The following is a 20,306-nucleotide window of genomic DNA, read 5'->3' as shown; positions in this document are numbered from 1 at the left end:
AATGGGTGGTTTATCCAATCGTTTGGGGTTTTATTTTCAGTTTTAATGGTATGGATAACCTTTCGAACGTATTGAAACATTTAAAATTAATAAAGTTTTAGAATATATGTGTTTATTTTTTAATTCGTTTCCAGAATGCTAATGTATAGATAAAAACACTAAAAAATTAGTGCTTATTTACGCTTAATCTAGTCGTTGTTAGAAAGTCTTCTAAACCTGAAAAATATATGGAAAGGCTTGCAGATATGCAAAATCAGGTTTTTTAAGAATGTATTTTGATAGTTCGAAATGTGGTTTGTAAGCCCCTAGTGTTTTGGCACTTATTTTTATGTGAATTGAATTTGTTATGACTTGTTTGATTTTTAGGTGGAGAAAATTAAAAAAATACTATATTTAACCTGTATTAAGGATGGTTATGGGCGCACTAAACACTTGGCTAAAAATGGATGGGGCTTTAATATCCTCCTGATAGTTATTATGGAAATTGTTGGGGGCTATTTGGTACATACATTATTCTTTATTCATAAAAAGACTATAGTAGATTAGGGAGTGATTAGGGCCATAATGTTCTAATGGCTGTTATGCTTATTATGCAAAAATAGACTAGAGGAGTAAGGCTTTGTGTTATAAAAGGGGGTGAAATAATGCTAAATAAAGAAGCGGTAAAAAGATGGAAAATGGTAAGAGGAGTTGGGCTATGTGTCAAAAATGTCAAGGTCGCGGCAAAAAAAGCCAAAGGCTTCGTAAAAAAGTCCGATTGCGTTATCAGGTGGCATGTGAACAATTTGAAAAATCGAACGGATCGGGTGAGGCTCCAGTTGCTCCTAAAGCCCATTTAAGTTTATGTGTAAACTGTAACGGCTCTGGGTTGGTTCCTTCGGATCACTTTCCTATTGCAGATAAAGACCAATATCCACACGTGGCCATTATTGGTGGTGGTATAGGAGGAGTGGCTCTAGCTGTAGCCTGTTTGCATCGTGGGATTCCTTTTACCCTTTACGAGCGAGATAGCAGCTTTAATACCCGATCTCAAGGCTATGGGCTCACATTACAACAAGCGAGTAAAGCCATAGAGGGCTTAGGGATTTTCTCCTTAAATGAGGGGGTGGTTTCTACAAGACATGTGGTGCATACTACTAAAGGTGAAATAATTGGAGAATGGGGCATGAGAAAGTGGTTGGCATCGGGCACAAAAACAGCTCCAAAGCGAACAAATGTGCATATTGCACGACAGGCCTTGCGTTTGGCATTGCTCGATCAACTCGGCAATCATGATCAGGTGCGTTGGGGGCACCAATTGGTAGGGTTTAATCAGCATGAAGGCCAATCGGTGGTATTGAGTTTTAACGTGAATGGAACGCTCAAGAGGGCCAAAGCAGACCTTGTGGTTGGCGCCGATGGTATTCGTAGTACTGTACGAAGTTTGCTTATAAATGATAACATCTCCCCTTTACGCTATCTGGGCTGCATGGTGATATTAGGAATTTGTCCTTTGGCAGCCCTAGACGATGTGGATCATGATTTATTGGACTCGGCTACTGTATTCCAAACGGCCAATGGAAATGAACGTATCTATATGATGCCTTATACATCAAACGCCGTGATGTGGCAACTTAGTTTTCCTTTATCAGAAAAAGACGCCAAAGCGTTGCATGCACAAGGCGGTCAAGCGCTTAAGGAAGAGGCATGCCGCAGAACCCAGTGGCACGATCCTATTCCTGAAATTTTAGCGGCGACCCTAGAAAGTCAAATTTCGGGATACCCTGTGTATGATCGAGAATTGCTCGATCCAGAAATGATGAAAAAGGCAGGGCCAGTCACCTTAATAGGAGATGCGGCCCATCCTATGAGTCCATTTAAGGGGCAAGGGGCAAATCAAGCGTTATTGGATGCATTGGCTCTGGCTCGGGGAATTTCAAAAAACGGGATGGCTTTACCGCACTGGAGAGATGTGGGGATTAGGGAGTCTATGTTAACGGAATTTGAATTAGAAATGATTGCGCGGAGTGCTTCTAAAGTGAAAGATTCTGCTGCTGCCGCACAGTTTTTACATTCCGAAACCGTGCTTCATGTCGCGGATGAACCGAGAGGGCGGTGCCTAAAGAAAAAAGAGGTTTAATCATGGTGTTTTTTGAGATTCGTGTTTTCGCAAGCAGTATCTTATAGCTTAAAAACTCATCCTGGTAAATGTGTCTTTAAATCGGATATCATTCAAGTTTCTCTGCACTATCTTATGAAGTTTTATGTGTTTTAATTGGTTCTCATGCCTATTTGGTTTTTAAAAAGAGCATTTTGTTTAGTTGATGGATGTTTTAAAACAAATTTATGCCAAGATTAACTCAAGTTGTTTCCGTTCTTAAATGCCTTTAATAAGCTTATTAAAAAAAGATATTCGGATCATCTGAAATTTTAAGCTTGGTAATATATCCTTTAAATTCGTTTTTTTTTGCTGCGCTCCATTCTTTTACATCTGGACGGCTTAGTTCGGTTAATACAATCGATTTTAACTGCGATATTTCGGTGTCTTTATTGATAGAATTTTCAAAACCCTTTAGCTTATCCAAATTGTTGATCCAATATTGAAAAAAGCCGTTATCTGTAGTTTTTACTACGCGTTTTAAAACCAAATAGGATTTTTTGGTGGGCAATTCTGATGTGTTGAAAGACTCGAAAAGGTCTTGAGAGACTTTTTTTAGCTTTTGCTCATCTTTATTTATGATGAGCATTTGGCAATACGCATATAGGGTTCTTACAGTTCGGTCTCCTGCATCGAACTTGCTCTTTAATCCAGAAGTGTTAAATCTGGAGTGTGTTGACTTTTTAGCTTCATTCATAATAGCTTCAGAACTAATATCTCCGCTACTATGATGTAAAAAATTCTTGTCTTTGTCAAAATAAAGCAAGACAGGAACACTGTTAAAATGAAGGTTAGCGTGTATAAGCAACGCATGGTCTGCATCTGAAAGCTCGTTAAATGCGTTCATCGCATAATTTATAAAATTAGAATTGTAGTAAGCGCTAATTTCTGCATCCTGGTTTAACAAATCGCCAAGACGATTGCAGACAGAACAATCGGAATTGTAGTATTTTATAAAAACAGGTTTGTTTTGTTGCTTTGCTTTTTTAAAAGCTTCTGTAAGCGAGGGTTCAAATTGTACTTGAGAAAAACTTAGGATGCTTGTAAGCATCAGGAAAGCCAAATAAATATACTTCAAAATTTTAATTTTTTTAATGGTTTTAATACTATCAACTGGAAGTTAAACTTGATTAAAAATATCTTAGATACTCTTAAACCATCTACCTAAAATGGTTTAAAAAAATCAATATACGAAGAATATTTAAACTTAAAGATTTGTTTTAAAAAGCAATTACATATATCTGTTTTAGTAGTGTCTAAATAGCAACTTCCCCGAAATTATGGATACCATATGCAAGTTGTTTGTTTATTGCGTTTTATTCAATGTTTTTTTAAAATGAATCGTCTAGAGTAATGCTCACATTTTTTTTAAATCGATGTTAATAGGTATAACCTTTAAAACTATTAATTATGAAACGTTTTTTACTTTTTACAGCATTTGTTTTTTTGTGCTTTGCTGCATTCCCAAGCGAGTTATAAAACCGATAAACAGCGTAATTATTTTTATAACGAATTTAATTCAGATTGGGAACTTAGTATGGCCTACAAGCAAGAGATTGATTATAGTGTAATGGTTTCTTTTGTTTTGAAAGTAGGAGGTCTTAATAAACCACTTGTTAAAGAGTTTCCTAATCCTGCTTCTGATGTTATAACGATATCTTCAAGAATGCCTATTGAGAAAATAGAATTATTTGATGTTTTAGCAAAAAAGTACTGGTAAGTTCACAAAATAAACAGTTACATGTGGAGCGATTAAAAGCGGGAATTTATATAATGAAAGTGTTTGTAAATGAGACGTCTTTTACAAACCAAATCATTGTAAAATAATGGCGATTACCCGATTAAAAGCTACTATGGATTTTGTAGCCATTGCTAATTTAAGCAATAATGGTTTTCTGGGAAACAACCACAAAAAAAGACTGCCTTTTCAAGCAGTCTTTTTAGATCATAAGGTCTAACAAAAATTAGTCCATCTTTATAATTATAAATTGTGTGCGTCTATTCAATTGATGTTCTTCAGGAGTACACTTCACACCGTTTGAACATTGGTTCATCAATTGGCTTTCGCCATAACCAATAGCACTTGCAATACGATTAGTATCAATGTTTCGAGTAAGAATATAGTCTTTAGATGATTTTGCTCGTCTGTCTGATAATTTCATGTTATAGGAATCACTGCCGCGACTGTCTGTATGGGATTCTATTTTAATAATCATTCCCGGGTGCGCCCGTAATACGTCTATAACCTTTTCTAGTTCATACTCCGCATCTGTTCGGATGTTCCATTTATCAAAATCGAAGAAAATAGGGTTTATTACAATTTGGTTGCCTTTAATTAAGGGGTCTAAAAATAAATCTACAGTGGTACTAATATCATTTTCACTATTTAATAACACCAGTTTTTTATCTTCTACATAATCTGGTTTTGTTCCTAAAACCGTATATGTTTTATTGCAATCTACATCAAAAGTATAATTCCCTTGAGCATTCGTGGTGGTTTCCTTAACTATTTTTCCTGTTTCATTAATGAGTTGAACTAAGGCGTTCTCTAAAACAGCATTACTGTCTTTATCTTTTACCGTTCCCACAATTTTTTGTGCGCAAACATAAGCGCTAAAACTGTAAATATCATCATTGCCTTTGCCTCCAGGTCGGTTGGATGTAAAAAAACCTCTTTTATAATCACTATCTGTGTCTATGTAAAACGCAAAATCATCGAACCCACTATTGTAGGGCGCACCTAAATTTTCAACTTCGGCGGTAGCGTCTTTAATAAAATCAGATTTAAATATATCTAAAAACCCTAAATTTAAGTGTCCATCAGAAGAGAAGTAAAAGGTACTATCCTTGCTAACAAAAGGGAACATTTCTCGTCCGGGTGTATTTATACTATTACCTAAATTTCTAGGGAGACTATATTTGTTGTTTTCTAAAATGTCTACTTCATAAATATCGGTTTGCCCAAAACCACCAGGTCTATCAGATACGAAGTATAATTTTTTATTGTCAGGGCTTAAAGTAGGGTGGCCTGTAGAGTAAAGGTTGTCATTAAAAGGCATTTCTTTAATGTTCTCCCAGCTGCCATCGGTAAGCGTGGCTTTATAAATTTTTAAGTGAGACGTCCCTTTTCTATCGTAATCCAGCTTGTTTTTTTTAGTAACATTATCGCGTGTAAAGTACATGGTGTTTCCATCGTTGGAAATAGCCACTGAAGCTTCATGATAATCTGTATTTATTTTTGAAGCTTTTATAAGATCTGGAACCCCGAATTTTAACTGGCCGTTGTTATCTTCAACAGAAACTTGATACAGGTCTAAAAAGGGTTCTTTATTCCATGCATATACTTTTGTATTTTCTGTATCTCTTGAAGATGCAAAATACATCTGACCATTATGGATATAAGATCCAAAATCGGATTGTGCGGAATTTATGGGAAGATTAATGGTGCTAACCACAGAGGTCTTATTAGTCGATAAAAGTTCGTTATAGGCAGCGATGCTATTGGCATCATACTTTTTTAGTTTACTTGCTTCATTATGGGTTTTGTTAAATTTCTCCATCCATTTTTTTGCTTCGCTATGTTGGCCTAAACTCTTTAGTGTTTGGATATATTTAAAAAGGTATTCTGCAGAAATGTTATCGTATTTAAGGATGGCCTTTTCGTACCATACGAGGGCTTCTTTAGAATTAGAGTTGTTATAGAAGCAGTCTCCCAAACGTGTTAAAACATGTTCGCTACTATCTCCGTTTTTAACAGCTTGTTCGTATAGTTCACTAGCTTTAACATATCCATAATTGTTAAAAAACTTATCTGCTAGTTTTTTTTGAGCAGAAAGGGATAAGGTAGATAGTACTAATATAAGTAGTATGTATATATGTCTCATAGTCATTTATTTTAGAAAAATCTAGGTGATTTGATACGTTTGCTTTCAAATATTTCGAACATAAGCAGGATTTCATGTGTGCCGCCAGTGTAGTTTCTTAATTCAGATAGCGGATATTCATAAGCATATCCAATGCGTAGTTGTTTAGAAATTTGAAAATCCATGATTCCGCCCAAGGCAGCGGCAGACTCATTAATCCTATAGGATCCACCAAGCCAAAACACATCGTTAAATAAAAAATTTGCAGTAATATCAAAAGATAAAGGAGCGCCATTTGTAGCTTTCATAAGCATGGCCGGTTTAAATTTGGTCGTGTTGCTTAAATCGAAAACATAGCCCCCTGTAAAATAATAGCTTACACGCTCTAACGCGATATAGTCTAAAGCTCCTTGTTTTCCTTTGTTATAATCTGTATTTAAAATTCGTGGTGCAGATAGCCCTAAGTACCACCGGTCTGTATGAAGGAATGCTCCAGCGCCTATATTGGGGCTCCATCGGTTGGAAACTTCATTAAAAAAAGGATCAGCAAAAACCTTTGGGTCATTCAGTAAGTCTTGGTCTATATTATAATGTGTAAAACCGCCCTTTAAGCCTAATGCTAGTTTTGTTTTTGTTCCAACGGGTAGGGTATATGAGAAATCGCCATATAGGTACGAGAAATTTTCGTAGCCCAGTTCATCATTAATAAACGACAATCCCACACCAATCCTTTCATTTCGTAAAGGCGTGTGAATGGAAAGTGTTTGCGTTGTTGGCGCGCCTTCAATGCCTACCCATTGGCTTCGATGTAAGCCAACAATACTTAATGTTTCTCTACTTCCTGCATAAGCGGGATTTATAGAAATGGTGTTGTACATATACTGTGTAAACTGTGGAAGTTGTTGGGCAAAAGTTATTCCACCACTTAACAATATAAAAAGCGCTATGTTAAATTTTAATAATTTCATAATAGGTTAAGGTTTATTTGGTTCCTATGTAAAAAGCTTTAGCAAAAGGTTTTAATCCACTATCCTTTAAATTGATGATATAATAATACGTTCCATTAGGAACTTTATCGGAATTACCCACAGAGGATTTATGGGCATAGCCATTCCAGTCATTTTTATAATTAAAATTTTCATAAATTTTAGCGCCCCAGCGATTGAATATTTGTAATTCCACAACAAAACCGCATGTTTCAATACCTTCAATAGTAAAATAATCATTAAACGTATCTCCGTTAGGAGTGACTACTTTAGAAATAACAACATCTTCTTTTCCGCAAGGTAAAACAATACACTCATCATGGATTTCCAAGGTTAAAAAGGTAGTGCTTAAACAGCCATTATTAGCCACAGTATAATGGAATTTATAATCCCCTAAGACCACATTTTCTGGGTCGAATATATGTTGATCAAGTAGCGCATCACCTTCCATAAGCGTCCAAGTTCCTGAAGTATCTGTATTGGTTAAATAATCGTTTAGATCGATAGTGCCATCATCAGAACAAGCTCTGTCGCTTGTAGTGGTTACCAGCTCATTTAAAGTTACTGAAACGGTTTGGGTGAAAACGGCTTCGTTGTTGCAGGCATCAGCAACAGTCCAGGTTCTTACAATTTCGTAATCGGAAGGGTTGTTTTCATCAAAGGCATTTGTTTCTTCAAATAAAACCGTTACTTCCGTAGAACAGTTATCGGTAAACTCTAAGTTGGGTATGGCGGGTATATTATCACAAATTACAGCAATGGTTTTATCGAAGGCTGTTGTGGTTTGTGGCGCCTGAGTATCTTGAACGGTTATTGTTTGTGTATAAGAGGTTGTTAGTCCACTTAAATCTGTGGCTACCCATGTGCGTTTTAATAAGTAATTGGAAGTACAAGCGCCTTCTATACGTTCTTCATTAAAAGTAACTTCAGCTGTTCCACACGCATCTGTTGCTGTTAGTGTTTTCGCGTCAGGAACACGGTCACACTCATAAGTAGCATCAACAGGAAGCGACTCTACAAATACAGGAGGAGTATGATCTAGTACCGTTACCGTTTGCTCACAAGTTTGGATGTTGCCAGCATGGTCGGTTACCGTCCAGGTTACAATAGTATTGCCAATGGGAAAGCTACTTGGCGCATCATTTTCTACAGTAGCCACACCACAGTTATCTGCTGTGGTTGGTAGTTCTAATGTTACGTTGGTCGCATCGCAAGCTTCTGCATCTACATTTACAGAAAGGTTAGAAGGACAAATTATAGTGGGTTTAATCGTATCGATTACCGTTACCGTTTGCTCACAAGTTTGGATGTTGCCAGCATGGTCGGTTACCGTCCAGATTACAATAGTATTTCCCATAGGAAAGTTGCTTGGGGCATCGTGCTCTACGGTAGCTACACCACAGTTATCTGCTGTAATTGGTGTTTCTAGTGTTACATTAGTAGCTTCGCAAGCGTCTTCATCTACATTTAATGTGATATCTGCCGGACAGGTGATGGTGGGGTTTATGACGTCTATCGCTGTTACAACTTCAAAAGTTTTTGAAACAGAACATTCAGTATCGTTATCGGTAACGGTTAGCGTATATGTTCCTATCATCAAATTTTCTAAATCTTCACGATTCGAATCTGGGATTGCAGTGTCATTACGGTCCCATTCATAAGTATAGTTTCCCGAGCCTTCTGTTACAGAAATAGCAATAGCGCCATCGCTGCCAGCGTTACAGGATACATTTTTAATAGTTTCTATGGTGATTTCAATAGCTTTACGTACCGTTACTTTTATAGGGACTCTATTAGGGCTGATGCATGAGTTAGAATACCCTTCGGCCGCATAGTAAATGGTTTCTCCAGCAGTGGTTGTGGCAGGTACGATTGTACTTTGTGCACTTGTTAAGGGGTTATTATCTGCATAATAATAGATGGTATAAGCCGATGGTGTTGTTGGCGCATCACTAGGAACAGCGCTTAATGGAAGGGCAGTTTCGTTTAGGCAATAGCTTATGTCCTGTACTGTTGGTACAGAAGTTATAGAGGTTACTTCAATTGTAAATTCATAATAACAGGATGAAGACCCAGGGTGTATGGCATAATATGTTGAAGTACCAACAGTTGGAGGAAATGGGTTTGAAGCATTGTATTGAACTGATGTTCCTGTTAATGGGTATTCATTATAAAATTTTGATCCTGGAGGGAATGCGTCCTTAACTTTAGAGGTTTCAATAGCTGTGGTGCCTATGTTACAAAAGAAAAAGTCTCTTATAGCTGTAAAATCGCCACAATTTGCATTTACATAATCTTCTGCATCAATGGTTACGATGTTTGGAGTTGGTATAGGTTCTCCTATGCAGGTTCCCATAGTTTCATAGCCCTGAATGAGTTGTTGGTTAAAAGCAACCTTAGAAATGGCTCCTTCCCCTGTAATAGTACCGCCAACAGCAATTCTAGAATCACAATTAGCGTTTACTAAAATAGAGCAATCTTTGGTAGCGCTAAGGCTAAAGCTAATATCTGCTAACACATCGCTGGGAGAAGCAGAAACAGGTAAGGTACCCAGATTCCATACTATAGAACCTGTAGCTCCCAAATTGGGATTATAATAGGGGGCATTGGGGGTTGAAAAAGGGCCATAAGTGTGGTAAGCAATACTTAATTCTTTATACTTTGAAGTATAAGGAACAGGAATGGTAAGTACTGTGTTTTCTGTTGCTTCTGTTCCCTTATTTTTAATTTCTAATACATAATCGACTTCTTCTCCTGGCAATATTGTTGCATGGCTAAGAGGCGTATGGCCATTAATAGCTGTGGTTGTTAAAATGCCTTCTGTTTCTGGTACATATGCATCTGCAGAGAAAACAATGTTGAAAATAGCATATGTGTCTGTAGAAGTACCATACTGAAATGTTGTAGACGTTTGGTTATTGCCTATAATGGCATTGTTGGTATTGTCTATTTCAAACATGTTTATATCCAAGCCTGTGTTGTTTATTAAGTTTGGAAACCGGGTATTGTTCCCGGTAATTATTGAAGAATTAAAGAAGTTGTTGGCCGTGTTACCAGAATGCGATAGCGGTACCCATTGGGTGTTTGCGGCATTTCGAATATTAAAATAGTCGCCACCATAATAGTTATCTCCTTCGCCGGCCATAATGCCCAACTTTACATTTACATTGCCGTTTTGTGCAGTATTAAAACCAGAAACAGGTAACTCAAAGTCCCTTACGCCATTATTATCAACAAAACCATGGCCATCGAAAATAGTGATATCGCGCCAGTTCATTTTAGAGTTTTCATAAACCACCACCATGCCCCAGCCTCCAAAATAACCAATATTGCTACCGTTACCTTCACGTAAAGCGATATCGGCTACATAATAATCGCCTATACCATTTGTTTTAACATAATCAGTAACCTCGGTATATCCAGAAAAAATATCATTATCAGTTCCAGAAGGATAGTAAATATCGTTAGCATCTGCCGTAAATTCGGTATAAGAAGATGCCATGGGCCCTTTTAAAGATATTTTACGCTTATTAAATTCTTTTCCTTGTACGGCGAATGCATGAATTCTGTTATTGTACTCATTTTCATTAAAATCCTCATCGCGTTGTAAAGCTCTAATACTTAGTTTATTGTTTCCTGATCCAAACGTTATGGGGTCGAATGAAATTATAACACTATCATTATTAGGTGTTTTGGATAGAACAGTTTGATTATTGGCAATGGCCCAAGTCGTCCCCCCATTGGTGGAATACCTTACTTGGTAATTATTGCTGTTTAAACTTTCAAAAATAACAGGTGTTCCAGACCCTGAAGCGGTAAAGGTGTAACGCGGGTAATAATTGTTTGCACTTCCTTCTCTACTTACAGTCATGGTATAAGAGGTGCCATCATATATCTCGTTATGGCCGGTTTGGCTTGTCATAACACCAAACACTTCGTCTCTTTCAGATCTTCCCGTCCAGTAAAGCCCCGCATAGATAATGTTTGAGCAATTTGGATCGGCACCATTTTCATCAGACAATTTTAGTTCAGCTCTCGATGAGTTTAATGTATTGGGATCGTTATCAATATCCACATAGCGCATGTCTTTATAACCGTTATGCGCATCGTCTTCATAATTAATTAATGTTAAATTGGTGTTGCCTAACATGGTGAAATCACCTTTAACATTATAAGTAGTTTTACTAGGGGTAAAGTGTGAAGTTCTGGAATTAAAGGGAACTCTAATTTGGGAGAAGCTTTTAAGACTTAATAATACCATAAATACTAAAGCCATAGGTATGGGATTAATAAAAGCTTTTAATTTGATAGCGTATAGTTTGCTCATGTCTTAATTAGTTTAATTTGGACTAATTGTAGTTTTAATTATGATGGATTGACGTTTTCGAAATAAACAATGATTTCTGGGTTTGCATTTTGGATAAATGCACGTATTTGGTGTTCTGTACATTTAAAATAACACATAACATATATATACTGAAGGCTGCTAAATTCTCGAATTGACGAGAAATCTAAAACCTTACCTAAATCGGATGGTTCATTGAGCTGTATTTTAAGGACTTTGACACTGTTGAATAAGGGGTTTTCAGTTTTCAAAATTGATAAAGAACTCCCATCATAAGAAGTAAGGCCTACGGGTTTGTTTAATCCGGTAACGTTTAGGATAGCGTTATTTTTTAAATAAATTGTAGGTTTCAAACTAAATAAAAAATCATGCGGAATGGTATGATCCTCAGCACCAATGTTGTTTGGGTTTTTAAGCGCTTTTTGGTCTTTCAGTTCATAGATTTTATTTTGCTGGGCATGACTGTTGTGTAAGGACACTAGAGAAAAACAAACTAAAAAAAGAATGAAGACGTTTTGTCGGACTTTTATTTTCATGGTTTAATACGTATTAGTTCAAAATATTAAAATAGGTGTATATGGCCTTTAAATCATCATAAATGATATTAAGGATAAATCAATAATTTTTTTTTGAGGGAATTTATGTGAGAGAGTGATAAACGACTAGGCGCAATACGTGTAATTCGATTTTGGGTCATTTCTTTATGTTTTAGTAGGCCATACAAAAGAACATATATGTTGTTGTTATATCAAATAAAGAAGGTAAATCACTTATAAATTCGACTAAAAGATCCCTTGTTCCCTTTAACGATAATTTAGTCCGATAAACGGATTTTTATATTCGTGATATTTGTTAGCATCGTTGTTTTAATTTTATATTTTTATCATTTATTTCTAGATTAAAAGAAATACAATGCTTTTAATCGATAAAAAAGAGTTTTAATCGATAAATACTTGCACTTAATCGAAACCTATGAAAACATTAATTATTGTTAGACATGCTAAATCTTCTTGGGACTATGATGTTATAGACCACGAAAGACCTCTGGCTCCAAGAGGAGAAAGTGATGCTAAATTAGTTTCAGAAGACCTTAAATTAAAACTTTCGCCACCCGATTTAATTCTTTGTAGCGATGCTAAGAGAACACGTGCCACAGCCCATATCTTTTTAAAGAACCTCAATTTTAATGAGGATGCTATGCTACTAAATCATGACTTGTATGATTTTGCTGGATATAATTTTTTAGAGGTTATAAAAAGCTGTAATAATTCTGTAAACACGCTTATGGTTTTTGGGCATAACCACGCTATAACAGATTTTGTAAACACTTTTGGAGACAAACCAGTAGAGAATGTGCCCACTTCTGGTACCATTATTTTAGAATTTGATATCGCCAAATGGAACGATTTAAAACCAGGAAAAATGCTGCTGTCTGTTTTTCCAAGAGATTTGAAATCCTAATAAGGTAAAAGCGTGTTTTAAAATTCGGTATTAATCAGTATGTTGTAGTGCTAAGGTGTTGGTTTTTCTCGTGCATGAATAGTAAATAAAATATATTTCTTTACCCAAAGATTATATTTTCGTTAATTTTTAAGCCATTGTGCTTACTCTTTTATTCATAATATGAAAGTTAATCTAGGTTTTCTTTTAAGCATAAATAGAATATATTTGTTGAAAAACTAGAATAAAAGCATGATTAAAGTTGAAAAAAACGATAACAGTTATATAAATAGAGAACTTAGCTGGTTGCAATTTAATGCTCGGGTTTTGCAAGAAGCAGAAGATGTAACGGTGCCTTTGATTGAACGATTACGGTTTTTGGGTATTTTTTCAAATAACTTGGATGAGTTTTTTAAAGTGAGATATGCGACCATAAAACGTATTGTCGAGGCGGGTAAAGCTGGGAAAAACGAATTAGGTGGCATAAAAGCCGCCAAACTTTTGGAAATGATTACACAAATTGTAATTCAGCAACAGAGCGATAGTTTGAAAATTTTAAGTGCTATTAAAGCTAGTTTAAGAAAAGAAAATATTTTTATTATTGATGAGACCCAAATTGAAGGGCCCCAAAAAAGTTTCATAAAGAAATATTATTTAAAAACGGTTAGTCCTGCACTCGTAACCATCATTTTAAGTGATCAAGTAAAATTGCCCAATCTAAAAGACACAGCAGCTTATTTGGCGGTTAGAATGGTTATGAAAAATAAGGAGCGCCAATTTGCTTTAATTGAAATACCTAAAACCATAGATCGGTTTGTAGAGTTGCCCAAAAAGAATAATAATAGTTATATTATTATGATTGATGATTTATTGCGCTATTGTTTAAATGATATTTTCAATATTTTTGATTTCGATAGCATTTCTGCGCACATGATAAAAATAACCCGCGATGGCGAATTGGATTTTGAAAGTGATTTAAGCAAAAGTTTTATCGATAAAATTTCAGACAGTGTTAAGCACCGCGAATTTGGAGTTCCAGTACGATTTGTTTACGACGATACCATCCATAATGAAACTTTAGAGTATTTAATGTCAAAAATGGGGATTGATATTACCGATAGTATTATCCCGGGTGGGCGGTATCACAATAGGCGCGATTATATGAATTTCCCTAGTTCTGGTAGAAGAGACCTACTTTACAAGAAAATAGAGCCGCTACAGGTAAAAGGCCTAAGTCTAGAAAGTAATATATTTAAGGAAATTGCCAAAAAAGATTATTTAATCTATACCCCATATCATACCTTCTCTTATGTAGTTAGGTTTTTACGAGAAGCTGCTTTAGACCCTCAGGTCAAAACCATTAAAATTACCATTTATCGACTTGCTGAGATTTCAGATATTGCAAGTTCATTGATTAACGCTGCTATTAACGGTAAATCGGTTACAGTATCCATAGAGTTGCAGGCACGTTTTGATGAGCAGGCCAATATTAATTATGCCCAACAAATGGAAGACGAAGGCGTGCATTTAATATTTGGGGTACAAGGTTTAAAAGTGCACAGTAAATTGTGTGTTATCGAACGTGAAGAAGATAAAAAGATTAAACGCTATGGGTTTGTAAGTACGGGGAATTTTAATGAATCTACAGCAAAAATATATACAGATTATACCTTATTAACGTCAAACCAAAGTTTATTGAAAGATTTTCTTAAAGTCTTCAATTTTTTCGAGACCAATTATAGGATTTATAAATATAAACATTTAATAACCTCGCCTCACTACACAAAAAAAGCTATATTTAAACTTATTGACAATGAAATAAAGCATGTTAAAAATGGAAATGAAGGAAGTATTAGGTTAAAAATGAATAGTATTTCGAGTTACGAAATGGTTGATAAGCTCTATCAAGCAAGTCGTGCAGGAGTTAAAATACAGATGATTGTAAGGGGGATCTGCTGCTTGGTTCCTGGAGTAAAAGGAATGAGCGAAAATATAGAAGTTATTAGTATCGTTGATAAATTTTTAGAGCACACCAGACTTTATATTTTCGGGAATAATAATAATCCTAGTATATATATATCATCGGCAGATTGGATGACGAGAAATATCAATAATAGAGTAGAGGTAAGTTGCCCTATTTATGACGAGTCGATTAAAAATGAAATTATCGACACCTTTAACATTTGTTGGAGCGACAACGTAAAAGCGAGACTCTTAGATGAATCGCAATTAAACACATATCGTGTCAATAATAATGAGAAAGTAAGGTCTCAGGTTGAAACCTATAATTATTACGTAAAAAAACTACAAGAATAAAGTATGTTATCAATAAAAAAATATGCAGCCATAGATATTGGTTCAAATGCTGTAAGATTATTAATTTCCAATATTATTGAGCAAAAAGGAAAACCTGTTCAATTTAAAAAAAACTCTTTGGTTCGAGTGCCCATTCGGTTAGGTGCAGATGTTTTTATTGAAAATAAAATATCAGAAGAAAATACACAACGTATTTTAGATACGATGCTGGCTTTTAAGTTGTTAATGAAATCCCATAAGGTTGTAAAATATAAAGCTTGTGCTACATCTGCCATGCGGGAATCGGAAAATGGCAAACAGGTGGTGGATATGGTTTTAGAAAATTCTGGAATAAGCATTGATGTTATTATAGGGGAAGAGGAGGCCGCTATTATTGCTGCAACAGACCTTCATAAATATATTGATCCCAATAAAACATATTTATATGTGGATGTAGGAGGGGGCAGTACAGAGTTTACAGTGATTCATCAAGGAGAACAGGTGGCTTCAAAATCTTTTAAAATAGGTACAGTGAGGTTGCTTAACGATATGGTTCAAAAAGAAGCCTGGCAGGATTTGGAAAGTTGGATAAAAACCAATGTTAGGGGCTATGATAAACTAGACGTGATCGGTTCTGGAGGAAACATTAATAAAATATTTAAAGTTTCTGGAAAAGCTATGGGCAAACCTTTGTCTTATTTTTACATGACTTCTTATTTTAATATGCTTCAAACCTATTCTTATGAAGAGCGTATTACTGAATTGGATTTAAATCAAGATAGGGCAGACGTTATCATTCCAGCTATGAGAATTTATTTATCGTCGATGAAATGGAGCGGTGCAAAAAACATCTATGTGCCCAAAATAGGATTGGCAGATGGCATAATTAAAAGCATTTATTATGATACTGTTTCAAGCAATTCACAGTAAAATTATGCACTTTGACTTTTAAATATTTGTTTTCTGAATTAATAATATATATTCGTTTTTGTAATACTTTAAAGTCAATTCCAAACAAGTGATCAGTGTGTAAAACATAGGGTTCTTAAGTTTTCAAATGACTTATTAAAAATAACATTTATGAAAAAAACATTACTTTTTACAGCATTGTTCATCTTAGCATTTCAAGGGTATTCTCAAGCAGCCAAATATGGTGTTAGAGCAGGTGTTACTATTTCAAATTTAGACTTTGAAAAAAAACCAACCTTGGAGAATCAGCATAGAAATGGGTTTTATATAGGGTTTTTGGCCGATTTCAACCTGTCTAAAAATATTTCCTTACAACCGGAAATCCAGTTTTCTGCTGAAGGTGCAAAACAAGAACTAATTCAGTTAGATTATCTACAGGCTCCTATTTTATTAAAGTTGAGGTTAGGCAATAAAATGCATCTGGGCGCAGGGCCTCAAGTAGGTTTGAAAATCCATAAAAAAGATGATGGTATCAGGAATATGGCTTACTCGGCGGTTGGTGCTTTAGAATATAAACTTAATTATGCCTTGTTTATCGATGCACGGTATACCTATGGGATTTCAAATATTTTTGATGAGTATTTAGGCGTTTCCGCCAAAAACTCAACTATCCAATTAGGTGTTGGTTATAAGTTTTAACCGTGTATGGTTTCTGTTTTTCCTAAGTTGCTCATAATTTCTGCTTCATATTCAAGAAGTTGTTGCCACTTGGTATCCACTTCTTTTTTGTCTCCGTACTGTCGTGCAAAACCAAGAAACATGGTGTAATGGTTGGCCTCGCTTACCATAAGCTGTTTATAAAAATGAGCAAGCTCTTTGTCTTCTAGCTCTTGAGAGAGCAATCTAAAGCGCTCACAACTTCTAGCTTCAATAAGCGCAGCATACAATAAACGATGTACTAATTGAGTAGTCCTACTACCGCCCTTTGGGAAAAATTGTAAAAGCTGAATCACGTAATCATCGCGTCTGTCTCGCCCAAGCGTCCAGCCCCGTTCGATAATTTTATCATGTACCATTTTAAAATGACTGATTTCTTCTTTTACCAAAGCGACCATTTCTTGTACTAAATCTGTATATTCTGGAAAACTCACAATTAAAGAAATAGCTGTACTTGTAGCTTTCTGTTCACAAAAAGCGTGATCCGTTAGTATTTCTTCTATATTCTTTTCAACAATATTCACCCAACGTGGGTCTGTGGGAAGTTTTAAACCGAGCATATTATTATGGAATTTGCTATTAAACCTAGTTTGATTTTGTATTCAAATATACAAATCATATAGATAATGCATCTTCTTTTTCTTTATATTCAAAAGAGTAAACAATTTTGAGGCCTATTCTTTAATTTTCAGGAACAAACTTTAATGCAACACCATTCACGCAATGGCGCTTTCCAGTTGTATTTTTTGGCCCATCATTAAATACATGGCCTAGATGCCCTCCACAGGTGGCGCAATGCTCTTCGATTCTTTGGTATCCTAGGTCGCGGTCTGTAGAAAATGCTACATGACCCTTTATTTCTCTATCAAAACTTGGCCAACCGCTGCCAGAATCGTACTTATGCTCACTTTTAAACAACGGGGTTTCACAAGCTTTGCAAACATAGGTTCCGCGACCTTTATTTTCGTTTAACGGACTAGAAAATGCCGGCTCCGTTCCCGATGTTCTTAATACTTTAAATTCTTGATTGGTTAATTGGGTTTTCCATTCGGCTTCAGTTTTAGTAATTGTAAATACTTCCGATTTTATAGGTTTTTTTTGGGCTGAGCTGTTACAACTTAAAAAAAACATAGGTATAAATAGATATAAAAAGGTCTTCATTAGAATTGGTGTTATTTGAAAGGATTAGATATGTGTTAACAATTTTGTCGAAAGCATTAATGAAACCTAACAATTTGTTGTTCATTTGTCTTTTAAAAACGGAATAAATATATAAGGGCAGTATTTAAAAATAAAGCTACTTTTTTGTATTTTTATCCCCACATTAAATTCTAAAGATGAAACTTAAAAAAATAACAATAGCGTTTGGAGCATTGGTGCTTATGGCAGCCTGTTCTACAAACCCTTTTACAGGAAAAAAGACGATGGCATTGGTGCCAAACTCACAATTATTTCCAACAGCATTTGCCCAGTATGATGAGTTTTTAAACGAAAACAAAGTGGTAACAGGTACTAAAGACGCTGAAATGATAACACGAGTTGGACAGCGTATTGCTGTTGCTGCAGAGCGCTGGCTATCTGCCAATGGATATGTGGGCTATTTAAACGATTATAAATGGGAGTACAAATTAGTAGACGATAAAACCGTTAATGCTTGGTGTATGCCAGGCGGTAAAATTGTTTTCTATACCGGTATCTTGCCTATAGCAAAAAACGAAACAGGTGTGGCGGCTATTATGGGGCATGAGGTGGCTCATGCTTTAGCAAATCACGGTCAACAACGTATGAGTGCTGGTATGTTACAGCAATTTGGTGCTGTAGCGGGAAATATTGCCATTAGTGATGAAGAAACTCGTAATGCTTTTAATCAATATTATGGCGTGGGTTCTCAAGTAGGACTTATGTTGCCATTTAGTAGAAGCCATGAAAGTGAAGCAGATAAAATCGGACTTTACATTATGGCTGTAGCAGGTTATAATCCTGATGAAGCAGCCGAACTATGGAAACGTATGAAAGCCAATAGTGGGGGGGAAGCACCCCCAGAGTTTTTAAGTACACATCCGTCTAATGATACTAGAATTGCAAATCTGACTGCCTTAGCTCCAAAAGCCAAGGAAGAGGCCAAAAAATTTGGAGTTACCAGTTTTAGGTAATCATAGCAATGCTCCATTTAAAAATATTTAATTACTTTAGAAGCCGCTTATAAAAAGCGGCTTTTTTATTGAGTATATCCACCATATTATCGCGCTTTTATAACGACATGCGCTATAGTTAAACACCACATATGAAACAACTGGAAAAGGGGAGTAAAAAATTATTAAATGCTTGGGCATTTTACGACTGGGCAAATTCAGTTTATACGCTAACCATTGCGTCTTCTATCTTTCCTATATTTTATTCGGCATTATTTATTTCAGAAGTAAAAAAAGTGGATGCTTTTGGATTTGAGTTTAAAAGCACGGTACTGATAACCTTTGTAACAGCGTTTACTTTTTTGGTCGTGGCATGTATGTCTCCTATACTTTCTGGAATTGCAGATTATGTGGGTAACAAAAAAAACTTTTTAAAATTTTTTTGCTATGTGGGTGGTGCAGGCTGTATTGGGTTGTATTGGTTTAGTTTAGAACATATTTACCTTAGTGTTTTGTTTTATTTTATGGGACTTATAGGGTATTGGGGCAGTTTGGTTTTTTATAATTCTTACCTACCAGACATTGCTTTTTTAGAACAGCAGGATAAAATAAGTGCCAAAGGGTTTTCAATGGGCTATATTGGAAGCGTTATTTTACTTATTTTGAATTTAGCAATGGTTATGAGTCAAGGTACTGGTGAGGCTAAAATACAAATGATGCGATATGCTTTTGTAACGGTAGGCTTATGGTGGATAATATTCGCTCAATATTCTTTTTATTTTTTACCAAAAGGAACGTCGTCTGGGCATAAGGTCACTCGAGCTATTGTGTTTAATGGTTTAAAGGAGCTGCGCTTAGTATGGGAACAATTGCAGTTAAATTTAAGGTTAAAGCGCTATTTGCATGCTTTTTTTGTGTTTAGTATGGCGGTACAGACCATTATGTTGGTCGCAGTTTATTTTGGAGAAGAAGAAATTAATTGGGGTGGGGATGCAGAGAAAACCACCGGATTGATCGTGAGTATATTAGTAATACAATTGGTTGCCATTTTAGGAGCTTTTTTAACGTCTAAAGCTTCTGCTAAGTTTGGAAACATTAAAACGCTTATTGCTATTAATTTTATTTGGATGGGCATATGTTTTTATGCCTATTATATGAAAACGCCCGTACAATTTTATATCGCAGCAAGTGTTGTGGGGTTGGTTATGGGCGGTATTCAATCGCTTGCTAGATCTACCTACTCAAAGTTTCTACCAGAAACAGAAGATACTACCTCGTATTTTAGTTTTTATGATGTGGCAGAAAAAATAGGAATAGTTATAGGTATGATTATTTATGGAACTATTGATCAGATTACAGGTAGCATGCGCCATGCTATTTTGTTTCTATTCGTATTCTTTTTGTTTGGTATTATTTTGCTCTTTAGGGTACCTAAGGAAAATAAAAAAGTCTGAATCCTGATTTCTCACATCAGGTTCCAGA

General features: G+C 35.6%; 16 protein-coding genes. 9 read left to right on the top strand and 7 right to left on the bottom strand.

The features are described 5' to 3' along the window. Window positions 1–670 precede the first annotated feature (670 nt). A complete protein-coding gene (locus ACFFU9_RS02630) occupies window positions 671–2,119 on the top strand; it encodes an FAD-dependent oxidoreductase (RefSeq protein WP_379859812.1) in 1,449 nt (482 codons plus the stop codon). Between the two features lie 259 nt (window positions 2,120–2,378). Here the strand turns inward: ACFFU9_RS02630 and ACFFU9_RS02625 are convergent, their stop codons facing one another. Beyond that, window positions 2,379–3,215 carry a thioredoxin fold domain-containing protein gene (locus ACFFU9_RS02625; RefSeq protein WP_379859811.1) on the bottom strand — a complete coding sequence of 279 codons (837 nt, stop codon included), beginning with the start codon at window positions 3,213–3,215 and terminating at the stop codon, window positions 2,379–2,381. Between the two features lie 375 nt (window positions 3,216–3,590). Here ACFFU9_RS02625 and ACFFU9_RS02620 point away from each other — a divergent pair, with 375 nt between their 5' ends. After that, window positions 3,591–3,857 (top strand): hypothetical protein, encoded by a 267-nt coding sequence (locus ACFFU9_RS02620; protein WP_379859810.1) that lies wholly within the window; start codon window positions 3,591–3,593, stop codon window positions 3,855–3,857. After that, window positions 3,851–3,964: a T9SS type A sorting domain-containing protein gene (locus tag ACFFU9_RS02615; protein WP_379859826.1), complete on the top strand. Its 114-nt coding sequence runs from the start codon at window positions 3,851–3,853 to the stop codon at window positions 3,962–3,964. The genes ACFFU9_RS02620 and ACFFU9_RS02615 overlap by 7 nt, the downstream gene beginning before the upstream one ends. A 137-nt stretch (window positions 3,965–4,101) precedes the next feature. Here the strand turns inward: ACFFU9_RS02615 and ACFFU9_RS02610 are convergent, their stop codons facing one another. The 4 genes from ACFFU9_RS02610 to ACFFU9_RS02595 are packed head-to-tail and all read right to left on the bottom strand — an operon-like array spanning window position 4,102 to window position 11,867. Next, the gene (locus ACFFU9_RS02610; protein ID WP_379859809.1) at window positions 4,102–6,021 is read right to left on the bottom strand and encodes an OmpA family protein; all 1,920 of its coding nucleotides are present in this window, start codon (window positions 6,019–6,021) and stop codon (window positions 4,102–4,104) included. A gap of 11 nt (window positions 6,022–6,032) precedes the next feature. Beyond that, window positions 6,033–6,968 (bottom strand): PorP/SprF family type IX secretion system membrane protein, encoded by a 936-nt coding sequence (locus ACFFU9_RS02605; protein WP_379859808.1) that lies wholly within the window; start codon window positions 6,966–6,968, stop codon window positions 6,033–6,035. 13 nt (window positions 6,969–6,981) lie between these two features. Beyond that, on the bottom strand, window positions 6,982–11,313 hold the full coding sequence (locus ACFFU9_RS02600; RefSeq protein WP_379859807.1) for a T9SS type B sorting domain-containing protein: 4,332 nt from the start codon (window positions 11,311–11,313) through the stop codon (window positions 6,982–6,984). 38 nt (window positions 11,314–11,351) lie between these two features. Further along, window positions 11,352–11,867, bottom strand: coding sequence for a hypothetical protein (locus ACFFU9_RS02595; RefSeq protein ID WP_379859806.1), 516 nt, complete (start codon window positions 11,865–11,867; stop codon window positions 11,352–11,354). A gap of 436 nt (window positions 11,868–12,303) precedes the next feature. Here ACFFU9_RS02595 and ACFFU9_RS02590 point away from each other — a divergent pair, with 436 nt between their 5' ends. The 4 genes from ACFFU9_RS02590 to ACFFU9_RS02575 all read left to right on the top strand — a co-directional run bounded on the left by ACFFU9_RS02590 (window position 12,304) and on the right by ACFFU9_RS02575 (window position 16,674). Continuing rightward, window positions 12,304–12,792, top strand: a complete 489-nt coding sequence (locus ACFFU9_RS02590; protein ID WP_379859805.1) for a SixA phosphatase family protein — start codon at window positions 12,304–12,306, stop codon at window positions 12,790–12,792. Between the two features lie 231 nt (window positions 12,793–13,023). Next, complete coding sequence (gene ppk1 / locus ACFFU9_RS02585) at window positions 13,024–15,087, top strand: polyphosphate kinase 1 (RefSeq protein ID WP_379859804.1); 2,064 nt, start codon at window positions 13,024–13,026, stop codon at window positions 15,085–15,087. A gap of 3 nt (window positions 15,088–15,090) precedes the next feature. Continuing rightward, the gene (locus ACFFU9_RS02580; protein WP_379859803.1) at window positions 15,091–15,996 is read left to right on the top strand and encodes a Ppx/GppA phosphatase family protein; all 906 of its coding nucleotides are present in this window, start codon (window positions 15,091–15,093) and stop codon (window positions 15,994–15,996) included. Window positions 15,997–16,146: 150 nt separating this feature from the next. After that, window positions 16,147–16,674: a porin family protein gene (locus tag ACFFU9_RS02575; RefSeq protein ID WP_379859802.1), complete on the top strand. Its 528-nt coding sequence runs from the start codon at window positions 16,147–16,149 to the stop codon at window positions 16,672–16,674. On the opposite strand, the gene ACFFU9_RS02570 is transcribed toward ACFFU9_RS02575, so the two are convergent. Further along, window positions 16,671–17,252, bottom strand: coding sequence for a MiaE family protein (locus ACFFU9_RS02570; protein WP_379859801.1), 582 nt, complete (start codon window positions 17,250–17,252; stop codon window positions 16,671–16,673). The genes ACFFU9_RS02575 and ACFFU9_RS02570 overlap by 4 nt on opposite strands. Before the next feature lie 121 nt (window positions 17,253–17,373). After that, window positions 17,374–17,853 carry a peptide-methionine (R)-S-oxide reductase MsrB gene (gene msrB, locus ACFFU9_RS02565; RefSeq protein ID WP_379859799.1) on the bottom strand — a complete coding sequence of 160 codons (480 nt, stop codon included), beginning with the start codon at window positions 17,851–17,853 and terminating at the stop codon, window positions 17,374–17,376. Window positions 17,854–18,029: 176 nt separating this feature from the next. Here msrB and ACFFU9_RS02560 point away from each other — a divergent pair, with 176 nt between their 5' ends. Further along, window positions 18,030–18,845 carry a M48 family metallopeptidase gene (locus ACFFU9_RS02560; protein WP_379859797.1) on the top strand — a complete coding sequence of 272 codons (816 nt, stop codon included), beginning with the start codon at window positions 18,030–18,032 and terminating at the stop codon, window positions 18,843–18,845. A gap of 131 nt (window positions 18,846–18,976) precedes the next feature. Next, on the top strand, window positions 18,977–20,278 hold the full coding sequence (locus tag ACFFU9_RS02555; RefSeq protein WP_379859796.1) for an MFS transporter: 1,302 nt from the start codon (window positions 18,977–18,979) through the stop codon (window positions 20,276–20,278). Window positions 20,279–20,306: the final 28 nt, after the last annotated feature.

This window comes from Mariniflexile ostreae (genome assembly GCF_042427585.1).
Lineage (GTDB): Bacteria > Bacteroidota > Bacteroidia > Flavobacteriales > Flavobacteriaceae > Pseudalgibacter > Pseudalgibacter ostreae.
The sequence above is the reverse complement of the archived record's forward strand: the minus strand, read 5'-3'. Positions and strand labels throughout refer to the sequence as shown.